12 protein-coding genes are annotated in these 15,528 nt (G+C 36.9%); 4 read left to right on the top strand and 8 right to left on the bottom strand.

Features of this window, described 5'->3' with window-relative positions:
- Positions 1–14: 14 nt before the first annotated feature.
- Entirely contained in the window at positions 15–3,941 is a 3,927-nt protein-coding gene (locus HNP36_RS06635) for a T9SS type B sorting domain-containing protein (RefSeq protein ID WP_184159184.1), read from the bottom strand.
- A gap of 179 nt (positions 3,942–4,120) precedes the next feature.
- On the opposite strand from HNP36_RS06635, the gene HNP36_RS06630 reads away from it, so the two are divergent.
- The 4 genes from HNP36_RS06630 (at position 4,121) to HNP36_RS06615 (ending at position 10,426) form a co-directional block, all read left to right on the top strand.
- The gene (locus HNP36_RS06630) at positions 4,121–4,714 is read left to right on the top strand and encodes a TetR/AcrR family transcriptional regulator (RefSeq protein WP_184159186.1); all 594 of its coding nucleotides are present in this window, start codon (positions 4,121–4,123) and stop codon (positions 4,712–4,714) included.
- 95 nt (positions 4,715–4,809) lie between these two features.
- On the top strand, positions 4,810–6,162 hold the full coding sequence (locus tag HNP36_RS06625; RefSeq protein ID WP_184159188.1) for a TolC family protein: 1,353 nt from the start codon (positions 4,810–4,812) through the stop codon (positions 6,160–6,162).
- Positions 6,163–6,171: 9 nt separating this feature from the next.
- Positions 6,172–7,233 carry an efflux RND transporter periplasmic adaptor subunit gene (locus HNP36_RS06620; RefSeq protein WP_184159190.1) on the top strand — a complete coding sequence of 354 codons (1,062 nt, stop codon included), beginning with the start codon at positions 6,172–6,174 and terminating at the stop codon, positions 7,231–7,233.
- 7 nt (positions 7,234–7,240) lie between these two features.
- Positions 7,241–10,426, top strand: a complete 3,186-nt coding sequence (locus HNP36_RS06615) for an efflux RND transporter permease subunit (RefSeq protein ID WP_184159192.1) — start codon at positions 7,241–7,243, stop codon at positions 10,424–10,426.
- A 367-nt stretch (positions 10,427–10,793) separates the two neighbouring features.
- On the opposite strand, the gene HNP36_RS06610 is transcribed toward HNP36_RS06615, so the two are convergent.
- The 7 genes from HNP36_RS06610 to HNP36_RS06580 form a co-directional block, all read right to left on the bottom strand.
- Positions 10,794–11,240 carry a KTSC domain-containing protein gene (locus HNP36_RS06610; protein ID WP_184159194.1) on the bottom strand — a complete coding sequence of 149 codons (447 nt, stop codon included), beginning with the start codon at positions 11,238–11,240 and terminating at the stop codon, positions 10,794–10,796.
- A 156-nt stretch (positions 11,241–11,396) separates the two neighbouring features.
- Positions 11,397–11,954: a hypothetical protein gene (locus tag HNP36_RS06605; RefSeq protein WP_184159196.1), complete on the bottom strand. Its 558-nt coding sequence runs from the start codon at positions 11,952–11,954 to the stop codon at positions 11,397–11,399.
- A gap of 315 nt (positions 11,955–12,269) precedes the next feature.
- Positions 12,270–12,929, bottom strand: a complete 660-nt coding sequence (locus tag HNP36_RS06600) for a DUF2306 domain-containing protein (RefSeq protein ID WP_184159198.1) — start codon at positions 12,927–12,929, stop codon at positions 12,270–12,272.
- 1 nt (position 12,930) lies between these two features.
- On the bottom strand, positions 12,931–13,611 hold the full coding sequence (locus HNP36_RS06595) for a hypothetical protein (protein ID WP_184159200.1): 681 nt from the start codon (positions 13,609–13,611) through the stop codon (positions 12,931–12,933).
- Positions 13,612–13,618: 7 nt separating this feature from the next.
- Complete coding sequence (gene nudK / locus HNP36_RS06590) at positions 13,619–14,200, bottom strand: GDP-mannose pyrophosphatase NudK (RefSeq protein WP_184159201.1); 582 nt, start codon at positions 14,198–14,200, stop codon at positions 13,619–13,621.
- Between the two features lie 28 nt (positions 14,201–14,228).
- Positions 14,229–15,152: a TIGR01777 family oxidoreductase gene (locus HNP36_RS06585; protein ID WP_184159203.1), complete on the bottom strand. Its 924-nt coding sequence runs from the start codon at positions 15,150–15,152 to the stop codon at positions 14,229–14,231.
- 29 nt (positions 15,153–15,181) lie between these two features.
- On the bottom strand, positions 15,182–15,526 hold the full coding sequence (locus tag HNP36_RS06580) for a DUF2116 family Zn-ribbon domain-containing protein (protein ID WP_184159205.1): 345 nt from the start codon (positions 15,524–15,526) through the stop codon (positions 15,182–15,184).
- Between the last annotated feature and the right edge of the window lie 2 nt (positions 15,527–15,528).

Genomic DNA, 15,528 nt, shown 5'->3' with positions numbered 1-15,528 from the left:
CTGCCCGGTTTTTATTAATCCCTGTTCTTTACCAGAAGCCATCCGCTATAAACTCTCCCGTCCGAAACCTTAATGGTATACCAATAATTTCCTGTAGCTAAAGGTTGCTGATGATATTTACCATCCCAAACGAAAGGTTTTTTGGTAATAGTTTCTTTCAGAATAACAAATCCCTTTCTGTCGTATATATAGACTTCTGTTCCCGGATAATTCTCAAGCCCGGCAATTTTCCAGGCATCGTTATTCCCATCTCCATTTGGAGTGACAGCATTCTGAATATTGAAAATAGAGAATTTTTTCTGCCCAATGATACATCCGGATTTTGTTCTGACATAAACTGTGTATTCACCCGTATTGAGGTTGGTGAAAATATTGGAATCCTGCCATACAAAATTATCCAGGGAATATTCATAGTTACCATTTTCAGAAAGAACAACTGTAGCTGTATTATTGTTGATATTGACTCCAACAATAGTTGCCAAAACAGAATAAGCTACCTGCACTGATTTCGTATTCTCACATCCAAAAACATTTTTTACCGTTACGGAATAAGTGCCCGGTGCGGAAACTGTAATGGTTCGGGTAGTCGCACCGTTACTCCATAAATAAGAAGCAAAGCCTGCACCGGCATCCAGTGTAATGGTTTTGCCTTCACAGAAATCTAATTTTTCAGGGAGCTCCATGAAAGGTTTTGGATTTAAGATTAGGGTGAGTCTTATTGTAGTAAAACATCCGTCAACGGTTGCAACTTTTACGGTAATAACTGTTGTTCCTATATTTAAAGTATAATTGGCAGGGTTTGAAATGACATTTCCTGCACTATCCGTGTAAATAAAAATGTAATTTCCGGGGTTATTAATAATATTGCCTTCATAGGAATGAAGGTTTACACTCATTGTATTTCCTGTAGTGCTATTACACATTACTTCCGTATGATTGACTGCCGGAACATTATTGATGGAAAGTGTTACAGCTATAGCCAGTTTTTCAGATTCACATCCGTTGATAGTCTGGGTTGCATAATAGGTTTGTCCGTTTACAAGAGGTGTAGTAACAGGAATAATAGTTCCTGAAGCATTGTAAAAGAGAATGGATGTTCCGGTAACAATCAGATTAGCTAAAGTTGGCGATGCTGATGCACAGAAATCCTGAGTAGTATTACCGGTAGGTTTGGGTGTATTGTTAATGGTTACCTGAACAGCTATCTTACTGCTTTCACACCCATTAATAGTCTGAGATGCATAGTAAGTCTGGCCATCTACCAGTAATACAGCAGAAGATAATAAATTCCCTGCAGCATCATACCATTTAATATTCTGACCTGTTACTTGAAGATCTGAGATTTTTGGATTGTTTGTCGCACAGAAAATCTGGCTAACATTTGCTGTGGGAGCTGGTACTGGATTTACCATAACCGTTTGGTTTTGTGTAGTATTATTTCCGTTTCCGTCATTATAATTCCAGTGGATGGTATAAGTTCCCGGAACAGAATAGGATAGCGGATCAGTAGTCGTTGCAGTAATTGTTCCTGCACAATTGTCTGTTGCGGTAGGGAAATTGGTAATAACCGTATGACAATCTCCGGTAATGGCAGGAAGACTAGCCACGTTCGGAACCGGAGCCAGATTATCCCCAACTACAACATTTACGGTAAAACTGCCATCACAAGCTCCGGAGCCTGAAACCTGACAGGTGTAAACCCCCGAGTTTGCTGCCGTGGCATTTGGAATAGAAGGATTTTGCTGGTTGGAAGTAAATCCGTTCGGACCCGTCCAGCTGTATGTGGTACCTCCGGTAGCATTTAATTGGACTGTTGAATTGGTGCAGACAGGAGAGTTGGACATTATAACAGCTGTAGAAGTACAGTCTTGGAATTTGGCAATGAACATATCATTTCCTCCTCCTGGTGATTGTTGAAAGGTTCCAGGAGTTGCAATGCCAGATGAATTTCCGCTAGACATTCCTGTTAAATAAATAGAACCTTCATTATCTTTTGTAATTTCGCCAAGCTGAGTAGCCCCATTTCCTGTATAATACGTTCCCCATTCTTTTATATCATTTTGATTGTATTTAATTAAAAAGGTAGCAATATACATGGCAGGAATTCCCATATAAGCTCCGGGAGTTGAAATATCTGCTTGTCCAAAATTTTGTAAATGAAGTCCCATGAAGAAAACATTTCCTGAGACATCAGTATAGGCAAATAACTGCCCCCCGGGATTGAAATCGAAATAACTTTTCGTTATAATATTACTTGTTAGATTTATTCTCCAGACTCCTGGTTTGTTTATGATACCGCCTGATGGAGAAGGTATTGTGTATTCTCCGGCAAGTATGAGTGTATTATTGATAATTCTGGCCTGTCGTATCACATCTTGCCCTACTTCACCATAATAACTGGACCTTATAAGTATATTCCCAGATTTTGAAAGTTTTAAATAGATCCCATCAGTAACTCCCGCTTTTACGGCTTGAAAAGGATTAATCATTGGAATGTTTACAGATTGTGTAGCCCCAACAATTTCCAGATCATTTACTGAAGAAAATATTTGAAAAATAGAAGTTGAAGAATCTGACCCCCCAAAATAAGTTGCCCAATCTACATTTCCATTTGTTGAATTTAAAGATGCTAAAATCCCATCCGACATACCTGATGGAGTAGCTTTTGTTGGCTGTATGGCATTTACAGTAGGGAAGTCTGAGCTAAAAGCATGTCCCCCAATATATACATGATTTTGATTATAAGAAACAGTATAAAGTTTATCTTCTCTACTTGACACAAATTCTTTTTGAAAAATCAAGTTTCCGTTATTATTGAATTTTACTAAAACAATATTTTCATTATATAAACCTCTTTGAACACTTCCGCCTGCATAAATATTAAAATTTTCATCAAAGTCAACATCCATAAAATAATCAGTCATTCCGAAACCGTAGTAAGTTCCCCAAAGTTTTTGTCCGGTTTTAGTTAGCTTCATAAGATAGGCATCAGTACCACCTGCTATATTCTGTTGATAAGTTCCGGAAGTTGCAAAATTAGTGTTGCTGTTGGTTGATCCATAAACATAAACAGTGTTTTGGCTGTCAGTTTTAACTCTTCCATAATCTTCACCTGCTCCACCTGCATAACTTCCCCAAATTCTCGTAGGAACAGGGTCAATTATAATAATTTTGTTTGAAGAATCTACAGGCGAATTAAATCCAAAAGTCTGATCTCCTAAATCTTTAAATGAAACATTAATATTTTCTCTTCTAAGTCCTTCTATCCAGCTGTTAGGTATATTTTCATGAATTTCCCCAAAGCGGACGTTCATAGCCAGTTTTCCATCTTTTATTAATGCCGGAGCACCACTGAATTTCATTTTAATATCCGAAATTTTACCACCAGCGTTGATGATAAAATTATATTCAATGGGTTTTAAAGTATCATCAGGCTTAAAAAATGCTAGATCAATATTGGGATAAATATTTTTGTACAGAATTTTATGATAACGGTGAACGTTAGTAATGCCTTTAGGTTTATGAGGAATATTGTAATAGTTATCGTAGTCAGAAGATCTTCCTTCTGCTATAATTTTTGAATTTTGATTTGAATTTAAAAGTTCAATATCAATTCTATGGATTTGTTTTTCGTAAATAAACTCATCTGGATCATAAGCTTTTTGATCTGTAAGCCCGTTTCGGTTATGTTTTGAAAAATTAGGATTGGGTGCCTTTTTTGTTTCATAAATATCATAGGAAAATCCATGATTACGTAACTGTACATTAAGGCCTCCGGAATGATACAAATATCTAACATCTGTATTTTCTCTTCCATCCTGATCAATAATCTGTCCTTTATTTTCGTAGAAATAATATTGATTGTTTTGTATATGTTGTTTTTGAGCAAACACTAATCCACAAATAACCACTGTGAAAAAGAGTAAAGTTTTTCGCATCATTTATAATTTTCCGCAAATATATAAAAACACCTCACTAAATAGAGACTAAGTATTATTAATCTCAAACTGATCACCTAAAAACATGATGCAAATCATAACAATTTCGTTTAATTATTTTGTTTAACAATTTTGTCAAAAATAAAATTTGATTTAAATTTGCACAAAATTGTTTAACAATAATGTCAAATCAAGCAAAAAAAGACCAAACACAGGAATTGATCAAAGAGACAGCGAAGAATTTATTCTTTGTGAAAGGGAAGTTTGATGCTACTACCCAGGAGATTGCAGATGCAGCGGGAGTAAACAGAACACTTATCAATTATTATTTCCGTTCGAGAGATAATCTGATTCAGATAATTTTTGATGAAGCACAGAAAGTAGAGCACGAAAAATCTGAAATCATCATGAATTCTGATCTGCCCTTTAAAGAAAAGATTGGTCAGTTTATAGAAGGAAGCTTATCGACAAGTCTTCAGTATCCCTATCTGGAAACTTATATCGTTTCACAGATCAATAAAGGAAACTGCCACAAAAAAGATATTGAAGAAGATGAACTGAATAAATTGTACAAGGATATAGAAAAGGAAATGGAACTGGGAAATATTCCTCCAATGAAACCCATTCAGTTTGTTTTGAATATGGTTTCTCTGTTGGTCTTCCCAAGTGCTGTAAGACCTTTATTAATGGAGAATCTTATGATTAGTGAAGAAGAATTTGATAAAATTATTTCAGAAAGAAAAGAGATCATTTTGAATTTATTATTTAAAAATTAAAAAATGTTAAAGTATTTTAAGAAATGATTCGTCCTTTAGAAATAAAAACATTGACGGGGAAAATTACATTAAAAAAATAAACGAAGTATATAATTATGAAAAGAAAAAGTATAACTGCTAAAAAGCTAAAAATTGGGATAGCTGCAGCATTTATGATTTTCGGTTTTTCATCAGTATCAGCCCAGCAGCAGGTTTCTCTTCAGGAAGCCATCAAGCAGGCACTGCAGAACAAGGCAGAAGCTAAAAAAGCCGCATTGCAGATTAAAAAAGCTGAATACAAAATTGATGAAGCCAGAGCAGGTGCCTTACCACAGATAAGCGCTACAGCAGGAGTAACTTACAACCCGGTAATTCAGGAATCCTTACTTGAATTTGGAGGCGAAAGAATCAGGGCGCAGTTAGGACAGCCTTGGAGTTCAAGTGCCGTGGTTCAGCTTCAGCAGGCTATTTTTGACCAAAGAGTTTTTACAGGTCTTAAAGCCGCTAAGTCTACAAGAGAATTCTATATCCTGAATGCACAGCTCACCAATGAGCAGATCATTGAAAATGTAGCAACAGCCTATTATCAGGTGTTTGTACAGGAAGAAAATCTTAAAACCGTACAGGCCAGCTATGCCAATACTGAGAAAGTAAGAAATGTAATTAAAAGTCTTGTTGATAACGGTCTGGCAAAGGCTATCGATTTAGACCGTACCAATGTACAGCTTACCAATATCGGTTCGAACAAGCAGCAGCTGATCAATTCCGTTGAGCTTTCCAAAAATGCTTTAAAATTTTATATGGGAGTTCCTATCAGTACAGATATTGAGCTTGAAGAAAAAACAATAGAACCGAAACCGGAACTTATTACCAGTAACGTAAACCTGGAAAACCGTACGGAACTTAAAGTTTTAAATAAAAACAGAGAACTTCTGCAGTTTAACAAAAAAGCAACGGAAGCCTATTTATATCCTACAGTTAACCTTACAGCCAACTACGGATGGGCAGGTATGGGTAAAAAATTCCCTTTGACAAACGGCCTGAACAACGGAGTTCTTTGGAGCGATTATTCAGCAATCGGTTTGAATGTCAATATCCCGATTTTTACCGGGGGAGCTACAAAAGCTAAAATTCAGCAGGCAGAAGTTGATATTCTGGATATAGATCAGGATATTCAAAAAACACAGCTGAGCCTGGATCTGGATTATAAAAATGCCATTACCAATATGGAAAATACGATCATTAATATTCAGAGCATGAAAGACAATGTGGAACTGGCAGAAAGAGTTCAGAAAAATACCCAGGCCAACTACCAGTATGGTTTGGCAACACTTACAGAAGTATTGGATTCTGAAAATGCCCTTACCCAGGCGAAACAGAATTATTCAAACGCATTGCTCGATTACAAGCAGGCTGAGATCAAACTAATTAAAGCCAAAGGAGAACTAAACACACTACAAAACTTATAATAAACTAAAATGAAAAAAACTTTAATATATATCATCGTAGCAGCTGTACTGGTAGGTCTGGCGGCATACAAGATTGCAGGTAATAAAGAAAAACAGACACAGGAAGTAAAAGAAGTAGCCAAGCAGGTAGATAAAATCAATGTAAATATCGTAACAGTATCAAGAGAAAATATTGATACGGATTATTCCGCCAACGGAACTTTCCTTCCAAAGCAGGAAATGAACCAGTCTTCTGAGATCTCAGGGCGTATTGTAAACGTTTTGGTAAAAGAAGGTTCAAGAGTTGGAGCAGGGCAGGTTCTGGCAACAATCAAAAGAGATGCTATCGAAGTTGATGTTACCCAGGCTCAGAATAATCTGCAGAATGCAATCATTGACAACCAACGTTATGAAAACGCTTTCAAAACCGGAGGTGTTACGAAACAGCAGGTTGACAACTCAAGATTACAGCTTAAAAATGCTCAGGCTGCAGTAAGAGCCCAGAGTGTAAAAGTAAATGATACAAGCATCCGTGCAGGAATCAGTGGGACCATCAATAAAAAGATGGTAGAACCGGGAACTGTAGTTTCTCCGGGAACTGCAATGTTTGAGATTGTAAATATCAACAGCCTGAAACTTTCAGTTTTAGTGGATGAAAGCCAGATCGGAAGAATTCAGTTAGGACAGGAAGTTCCAATCAGTGTAAATGTTTTACCCGGAGAATCTTTCTCAGGTAGGATTACGTTCATTGCTCCTAAAAGTGATGCTTCTCTGAACTTCCCTGTTGAAATTGAAGTTCAGAACAGAGGAAATCTGAAAGCCGGTATGTATGCTACAGCTCTATTTAAAACAAATAACGGTGCTGAAACTCAGAATATGCTGACGGTTCCGGCTGAAGCATTTGTAAATGGAGTAAGTTCAGGCCAGTTATTCGTTGTTCAGAATGGTATTGCCAAACTGATTAAAGTAACAGTTGGAAAAGTATACGGAGATAAAGTTCAGGTATTAAGCGGACTGAATGGAGGCGAGCAGGTAGTAACCAGCGGACAGATCAACCTTGACAACGGATCTAAAGTAAACATTATAAAGTAGAAGGTTTATGAAGTTAGCAGAAATATCGATTAAAAGACCATCGTTGGTTATTGTATTATTTACAATTCTGACGCTGGGTGGTATCCTGAGTTATACGCTCATGGGATACGAATTGATTCCGAAGTTCGAAACCAATATGGTAACCATATCCACGGTATATCCCGGAGCTTCACCTGCTGAGGTGGAAACCTCCGTTACCCGAAAAATTGAAGATGCCGTTGGTTCTTTGGAAAACGTGAAAAAAGTGGAATCCTCCTCATACGAAAGCTTATCCGTGATCATGGTTCAGCTGAACGACGGAGCAGATGTAGATTACGCTTTGAATGACGCTCAGAGAAAGGTAAACGCAATCCTGGCAGACCTTCCGGATGATGTGGACGCACCGTCACTGAATAAATTCTCTTTGGATGATTTACCGATTATCACGATGAGTATTTCATCTGATAAACTGAATAATAAAGACCTTTACGACCTTTTAGATAAAAAGATTGAACCTATTTTCTCCCGTGTAAACGGTGTGGCCCAGGTTGATCTTGTAGGAGGACAGGAAAGAGAAATTCAGGTGAATCTGGATGAGAAAAAGCTTCAGGGATACGGACTTTCAATTTCCGATGTACAGCAGGCAATTCTTTCATCAAACCTTGATTTCCCTACAGGTAGTTTAAAAACGAGAACTTCAAAATCTACGATCAGACTATCCGGAAAATACAAATCGACTCAGGAAATGAACAACCTTGTGGTTTCCAATAAAAATGGAGCACAGGTGCGTTTATCTGATATTGCAACGGTTTTCGACTCCCAGAAAGATGCTGAAAAAGTAGCGAGATTCAACCAGTTTCCTACCATTTTGATGCAGGTTAAAAAGCAGTCTGATGCCAACGCGGTGGCTGTATCTGAAAGCGTTCAGAAAACCATCGCAACAGTAGAATCAGCCTATAAAGTTCAGGGAATAAAAGTAAAAGTGGTAAACGATACTACAGACTTTACCCTTGAATCTGCCAACCACGTTATTTTCGACTTATTCTTAGCGATTATTCTCGTGGCAATTGTAATGTTGTTATTCCTTCACAGTATCAGAAACGCATTCATCGTAATGGTTTCCATCCCGGCTTCATTGGTGGCAACGTTCATCGGAATGAATTTAATGGGATATACCCTAAACTTGATGAGTTTACTTGGGTTGTCACTTGTGGTAGGTATCCTTGTGGATGATGCCATTGTGGTACTTGAAAACATTTACCGTCACATGGAGATGGGTAAAAGCAAGATCAGAGCGGCTTACGATGGAGCTTCAGAGATCGGGTTTACCGTTGCAGCGATTACTTTGGTAATTGTGGTGGTATTCTTACCGATTGCGATGAGTTCAGGTCTTGTGGCCAATATCCTTGCCCAGTTCTGCGTCACAGTGGTTATTGCAACAATGTTATCATTGTTGGCCTCATTTACCATTATCCCGTGGTTATCATCAAGATTTGGTAAACTAGAGCATTTAACAGGTAAAAACTGGTTCCAGAAATTCATCCTTTGGTTTGAAGGTTTAATTGATAAATTCACACACTGGATCACGGGAATCCTTGAATGGTGTCTGAAATCCACTTTAAGAAGAATATCAACAGTAGTAATTACATTTGTTATCCTGATTGCTTCATTCATGTTAGTTGCATTCGGCTTCATTGGTGGGGAATTCTTCCCTCCGATTGACCGTGGACAGTTCCTTGTTCAGATGGAATTATCAAAAGATGCAACCGTTGAAAAAACAAACCAGTTAACATTAGATGTTGAGAAGTTTTTAAGAAACGATAAAGATGTTGTTGACCTGATTACAACAGTTGGTCAGCAGTCAACAGGTTTTGGTGGGGCGCAGGCTACAACTTACCAGTCTGAGGTTCAGGTAAACTTAACAGATAAGTCTGAACGTTCCGAAAGTACGAATATCAAGGCTGCAAAAATAAAAAGAGAGCTGGAAGAGAAATTCACAGGTGTTGAATTTAAAACCGCTCCAATTGGTATCATGGGTGCTGAAAATGCGCCGATTGAAATGGTAGTGACAGCCCCGGATAATGCAACAGCAGTAAAAGAAGCTACGAGAATTTTAGAATTACTGAAAAAAGTTCCCGGAGCAGTAGATGCCGAATTATCAACCGATACAGGTAACCCGGAAGTTCAGGTAAACATAGACAGGGATAAAATGGCATCTTTAGGGTTGAATCTTTCAAGTGTAGGACAAACGATGCAGACTGCATTCAACGGAAATACAGACGGTAAATTCAGAGCAGGAGAATATGAATATGATATCAATATCCGTTTCGGTGATGCGAACAGACAATCCATTGATGATGTTAAAAACCTTATGTTTACCAATCCACAGGGACAGCAGGTTCGTTTGAGCCAGTTTGCAGATGTAAAAATGGGTTCAGGACCGAGTTTGCTTGAACGTAGAGATAAATCTCCTTCTGTAAAAGTAAGAGCAAAAGCAGTGGGTAGACCTGTAGGTGACGTAGCTAATGAGTGGGCGAACCAGTTCATGACCAGCAAAAACAAACCTGTAGGGGTAGATTACATCTGGAGTGGTGATATGGAAAACCAGCAGGAAGGTTTCGGTACGTTGGGTATTGCTTTATTGGCAGCTATCGTATTGGTATACCTGGTAATGGTTTCCTTGTATGACAGTTTCGTATATCCGTTCGTGGTATTGTTCTCCATTCCGCTGGCAATGATCGGGGTAATGGTGATCCTTGCCTTAACTGCGAATTCACTGAACATCTTTACGATGCTGGGTATGATCATGTTGATCGGTCTTGTTGCGAAAAACGCGATTCTGATCGTAGACTTTACGAATGCCAGAAAAGAAGCAGGTGCCAATACGCATGATGCATTAGTACAGGCTAACCACGCCCGTCTTCGTCCGATCCTGATGACAACGATTGCGATGATCTTCGGTATGTTACCAATTGCATTGGCAACAGGAGCAGGAGCGGAGATGAACAAAGGTCTTGCATGGGTAGTTATCGGTGGTTTGACATCGTCTCTATTCCTTACCTTGATTATCGTACCGGTAGTATACTCTCTGTTTGATTCTATTCTACGAAGAATGGGCAAACATGAAAAAGTAGATTATGAATCTGAAATGAAGGCAGATTATGTACATAAAGAGCTAAGTGAAGATGGATTTACTACTAAGCACGTAGACTAAAATATTTAACCTTAATTAACCGAAAAGCGTATCAGATTTCTGATGCGCTTTTTTTGTTGGCAGATGATGATTCAAGATTTACCATATAGGTTTTGGCTAAAGCCATTGGAGTATGTTCATTATTGTAAATGGGCTAAAGCCCATTTCTATTGATGATTAATTGTTATTATAGTATTGTAAAGGAGCCTGTTTTCCTTTTCGTCAATCGTGGTGCATTAAGAAAAATATTCAATAGGAGCGGGCTTTAGCCCGCCTAATTGTATAGATCCATATGGCTTTAGCCGAAACATAATATTTTGTCCTTTTTAGCAATAAAAAAGCTTCCAGTAAAAACTGAAAGCTCTTTTTATATTATAATATGAAAAAATTAATCTGCCATAGCCTCACCAGACTTTCTGTAGGTAAAATTTCCATAAATATGTCTTCTTGCAAAACGGCTGGGCGAATCGGCATTGACCATTTTTATATAAGTATTTCTCGGAACACCAATATATTCATACATTTTACCGTTCAGGTGCTGAACCGTCAGGATGGATTTTTCAAGATAAAAATCCTGAATATTGGATGTTGTTATGGTTTCTGTGTATTCTTCTTTATATTTTTCCTGTGTTTCCGGGTTGATGCTTACTAAAAAGTGGTAGGCTTCAATCACAGATTTGCTTTTTTCTTCTGCTTCCAGTTTTCCGGCTTCATCATTAATAAATTTATCAGGATGAGAATCTTTCATCGTATTCCTGTAAATTGTTTTTAAATCCTTCAGTGTAACATTTTTGTCAACCTCAAGAAGCTTTCTGTATTCGCCTAATTTTTTCATATTCTCGATCCTTATTTTCGGAGTGCAAAATTAGGCAATTAAATTTGAAAAATCGTAAGTTGTTCACTTTTAATTTATTTGATGCTTCAGAGTTTAAAAATAAAATAAGAAGTAATTCAGCATAAGCTAATTAGATTCCGGCAAATCCGGCTGTTTTCATTGAACATATGAGGAATTATCATCTGCTTTTTCTATTTCATCATTAACTAACTGCATAAAATTTTCGAACCGGGTTTGGGTATACAAAAAATGATTAGAGTTGTTATTCTGGATTAGGGGAGAATCTTTTAGCTTTAAAAGACGAAACTTTATTTCATTGAGGATTTCAGAATCTTTATTGTTATTGAATTTTATGAAATCTATACTATCAATTAAATCTGTAAAAAGATCATCGTTACAAATGATCAATAGATAAGAATAACATTCACTTTTTAATGATTGAAATGATTTTATATCAGTCAATTCAAAACGATCCTTATCTGATGTAAGGATCAGGCTTAATATTTCAATCTGGTTACTTTTCCAGTTAACAATATCTTCTTTCAGCTTTTCCCAGTCTTCTTTTGTAAATAATGAAAGCTTAAAACTGACATCGGTACTTCCCACAGAATACCAATAATCTGTATCATAAAATTCATTTTTAAGAATAGTCTCGTAAATGTCAACAACATTTTGCCATTTTGACTGAGACGAATAATTGATTTTCCAATCCATTTCAAAGAAATATTATGTTCACTTTCTGATTACTATCAAATATAATCAATCTAACCATTAGGTAAAATTATGATTTAATTGGGCCGTTTTTTACAAAATATTTATCAGGTTATTGTTTTTTAATTTTAAAATAATAGTTTTGATATAAAATTAATAGCTATGGAATTGCTTTTTTTTGTCTTTATTTTATTGATCCCGGCCGGGATATCTTACCTTGTGGTGCGGTTTTTTAACCGGTGGACAGCAAAATCACAACATAAAACAGTATTGAATGGTTTGATCTTTATTGCATCATACGCGCTGTTACTGTTCATTTCATTTGTTATTTTTATGTCGAATGTCAATATGGGAAGGTAATGTTCTTTGATTTCTTATGATAAAATATGCTGCAGAAAGATTGACTAGCAGGGAAATCCAGACATTCAGTCCGTAAAAAAGCTCATAATCATACCGGTTTTCCTGATAGATCAGGTTCTTGATGATCCTGAAGGTAATGGCTGTGGTTGTCACCGCATAACTAAGGATCATATATTTTTTATGGACCTGAATATTTCCTTTTTTAATGGAAATAACAGCAGTAACGGTAAAATAAGCCCAAAGAATATCCTGGAGCAAAAAGCCCGAAATCCCGATGACTCCGCCATTTGAAAATAATCCCAATACAAAACAAGCCGGAACATTGATGATCAGAATATTGTAAACATATATTTTACCTATCCACCGGTGAAGTTTCCGGTTCTCTCTTAAAAACCGGCCCGAAAACTGCGTAAGTCCTGCCAGCAAACAAAGTGTGATTGAAAAAATATGAATATAAAAAAATGCCATCCAATACGGATTGCTGACAACTTTCTGCTTGAACATAAGGAAACCCACATTTTTATCAAATCCTGTGTACTGGGAGATGACTTTCAGCATCAGAATACTGAAAATTAGAATTGAAATGATAGCAAGTGCCCTAACGATCTTAATTATCATCTTACCGGTATAATTTTAATGACTGATGGTCATATACATATTTCACATTATTATTTCTGATGACAATATCTTCGCTTCCTGGTTTCAGGACTAATGAATCCGTCTCAAAAGTAAAAGTAATTTTATTATCTGATTCTTTAATTTTTAAGATATCGGTTAATTTCTTTTCATCATTCTTAGGTTCAATATCTAAATTGCCAAGATACTTTATTTTTCCTTTTTCCAATACAAATGCATCACCGCCAAAGAAATACTCAAAAGCCTGCTGGCAGACAATGATGATATTGCCATTCAGATTGTTTTTATAAAAATAGGGCTGATAAATATAGGCTTCTCCTGATCCTTTGGACTGATAGATGATTTGGTTCTTACTGTTCAGCATTAAAAGTCTTTTTCCCCAGTTTTCTTCAGTGTCCGGTAAAGTAATTTTACCGTCAACAGACTGATAGTGTCCTGCCACAATGCTGTTTCCTTCAACAGAGAATGCTTCCTCAACATCAAATCCTTCGATTTTTAAATTGGGAATACTTTCCGGTTTAAATTCAGTATATACAACATCTTTTACGGTTTCAGTCTTGGAAGTGTCAGGAATCTCTTGTCTGACAGATATGTTTTCTTTTTTCGGTTCTTCCTTACAATATAAAAGACTGAGCAAAACCAGTACTGAAACTATTTCTTTCATTGGATTTCTATACAATATTTTTGATACGCAGGTACTGCAGCAGCATAATGGTTTTTGCATCCATAATCTCTCCGTTGTCTATCATGGCAAGGGCATCATTAAAAGGAAGCTCCAGGACTTCAATGTTTTCACCTTCCTCTTCAAGGCCGCCTCCGTCTGCAGTCTTCATTTCATGGGAATACTCGGCAGTGAAAAAGTGCAGAATTTCCGTTACAGAACCGGGTGACATATAGGCTTCAAATACTTTTTCCACTTTTGAAATTTTGTAGCCTGTTTCTTCTTCAGTTTCTCGTTTGATGCACTCTTCGGGGTTGTCATTATCCAGTAAGCCGGCACAGGCTTCAATAAGCATGCCTGTAGTGTTCCCGTTGATGAAAGTAGGAAGTCTGAACTGCCTTGTTAAAATTACGGTCCCTGAAATTTTATTATAAAGCAGGATAACCGCTCCATTTCCTCTGTCGTAAGCTTCTCTGCTCTGGGTGTCCTTAGTTCCGTCTTTCTTTTCAATAGCGTAAGTAACTTTCTTTAAAGTATACCAGTTATCTGAAAGAATTTCCGTTTTAATAATGTCGATTTTAGGGGTATGCATATAGGGATTGAATATTTTGAATAGTAATTTATTTAGTCTGATTATCAGTTAATAAGTTTTGTAATGCTTTCTTCAGATCGGGGAATTTAAACTTAAACTGAAATCCGGTATTCTGTATCTTTTGAGAAGAAGCTCTGGAACCTTCCAGTAAAGCATCTGCCAGTTCGCCAAATATCAGTTTTAAGACAAATGTCGGTACATTAGGCATAAACAGTGGTTTTTTCAATACTTCAGCGATCTTTCTTGTTAAATTTTCATTGGTTGTATCTTGAGGAGAAACGGCATTATAAGCTCCATCCATCTCTGAGTTTTTCAAAGCCGCTTCATAAACAGAGCAGATATCATCAATATGAATCCAGGGCATATATTGTTTTCCGCTTCCTAAAGCAGACCCGATGCCGTATTTTATGGTAGGAACCATTTTCTTTAATGCTCCGTCCTCTTTGGACAGAACAACGGCAGTCCGTATTTTAACAACTCTTTCAGCCAGATCCTGTTCTTTGAAATCATCTGCGGCCCTTTCCCATAAGACTACAACTTCACTCAGGAAATCATTTCCCGGGGGATCATTTTCAGTAAAGATTTTTTCTGTGGTTACGGTACCGTAATAATTGATTCCTGAAGCGGAAATGAAGGATTTTAGTTTTATTTTTTTCTTTTTTACAGTATTTAAAAGAAGTCCGGCAGAATCCACACGGCTGGATATTAATTCATGCTTTCTTTCTTTAGTCCAGCGTTTTTCCGAAATATTGGCTCCGGCCAGATGAATAATGTGGGAAACATTTTCAAGGGCAGATTCATCCATTGTTCCGTTTTTAATGTCCCATTCAAAATCATTGTCGTGTTTTTTCTTTCTGGTCAGGAATCTTACCGTATAATCTTTCTCAATCTTTTCAGAGAGCTTTCTTGCGATCATGCCGCCTGCGCCGGTTATAAGAACAATTTCTTTCATAATACAATATTTTGAAGTGATTGAGGAAATTATGCCTGGTTTTTTACAATCAGGACAAAATCGTCTTCCAGAAATTTATAGCCATAGTCATAAATAAACCGGTATTCAGAACCGTTTTTATAAACTTTCAGATTCGTAAAATAATCAAAATCAAAACCGAGGCCGTCCATCCTTGATTTTGCAATTTTTGCTTTGCCATCAGTATTCAGTTCCAGCAGGATACGGTAATTTTTGCGGAGTTTATTGTTGACATTCCGCATCAGATTGGTTGAATCTTTATTCTGTTTATTATTATAGGCATTCCGGCAGGCATCATTGCAGAACTTTTTATCTGATCTGCCGATAATTTTTTCGCCACATTCAATACAGTTCATAC

It is taken from the genome of Chryseobacterium shigense (genome assembly GCF_014207845.1).
In the GTDB taxonomy this organism is placed as follows: Bacteria; Bacteroidota; Bacteroidia; order Flavobacteriales; family Weeksellaceae; genus Chryseobacterium; species Chryseobacterium shigense_A.
This window is presented reverse-complemented; position numbering and strand designations above follow the sequence as displayed.